Origin of the sequence: Dietzia sp. DQ11-44 (assembly GCF_014145205.1) — a bacterium.
Taxonomy (GTDB): Bacteria; Actinomycetota; Actinomycetes; order Mycobacteriales; family Mycobacteriaceae; genus Dietzia; species Dietzia natronolimnaea.
In genome coordinates, this window is sequence record NZ_JAALEC010000512.1 from 1 (window position 1) to 929 (window position 929).

Here is a 929-nt window from a genome sequence, read left to right on the forward strand (position 1 = left end):
CCATCCGGTGGATGCGGTCCTCCACCGGCGCCAACGCGCTCGCCCACCCCGGGTCGACGACCTCCCCCAGCGGAGGTCGAGCCGACCGGTCGCCCGCCACCCGGTCAGTCGATCCGTCGGAGTTCGGAGCGGTACCGCATCGCGTTGTCGTGGTACTTCTGCGTGTTCCCCTCGAGCATCGCCGGGTCCACCTCGTACCCCTCGCGGATCCTCGCGGGGGCTCCCATCGCCATCCGCGCGGGGGGCAGTTCGAACCGTGGCGGGATCAGACACCCGGCGGCGACGACCGCCCCGGCACCGATCACGGCGCCGTTGAGCACGATCGAACCGGAGGAGACCAGGGCTCCGTCCCCGATGGTCGCCCCCTCGATGTGCGCGTTGTGCCCCACGATGCAGTGCTCCCCGAGCACCGTCGGTTCCGACTCCGTGCAGTGGACGATCGTGCCGTCCTGGATGTTGGTCATGGCGCCGACCTCGATGCGCCCGTAGTCGCCGCGGAGGACGGCGGTCGGCCACACGGACACGCCCGGTCCCAGGCGGACGCGACCGATCACCACCGCGTCGGGGTGCACCCAGGCGTCGGGGGCGATGTCGGGTTCGAGGTCTCCGAGTGCGTAGACAGCCATGCGGCCAGCCTAGTTCGCACCCCGCGCGGAGTCCCAGCCCCCGGGGGTCCGCGGGCGCCCGTCGAGGGAGACGGTTCCGGGGTCTCCCTCGTGGATCGTCCCGATGACGGTGAAACCCGGGGGGACGGTGGTCCCGGGCGGGAAGGTGCCCAGCAGACCGTGGTCCTCACCGCCGTCGAGGATCCAGTCCGCGATCTGCGCCTCCGGATCGGGGAGACCCAGGACGGCGGCGGCCTCGCCCAGGCGGGGGTCGACGGGGAGCGCGTCGACGACGAGGTCCGCCGCGACGCCGGAGGCCCGCGC

At 73.0% G+C, this 929-nt stretch carries 1 protein-coding gene and 1 pseudogene; both read right to left on the reverse strand.

Translation table 11 applies throughout. From position 1 onward, the window contains the following. Positions 1-104: 104 nt before the first annotated feature. Positions 105-626, reverse strand: coding sequence for a gamma carbonic anhydrase family protein (locus G6018_RS12745; protein WP_182639794.1), 522 nt, complete (start codon positions 624-626; stop codon positions 105-107). A gap of 9 nt (positions 627-635) precedes the next feature. After that, positions 636-929 (reverse strand): annotated as a pseudogene (locus tag G6018_RS12750) (thiamine-phosphate kinase); the annotation flags it as partial.

Excerpts from the sequence above, each read along its gene's own strand:
- G6018_RS12745 (WP_182639794.1), bottom strand. The coding sequence starts at position 626 with ATGGCTGTCTACGCACTCGGAGACCTCGAACCCGACATCGCCCCCGAC.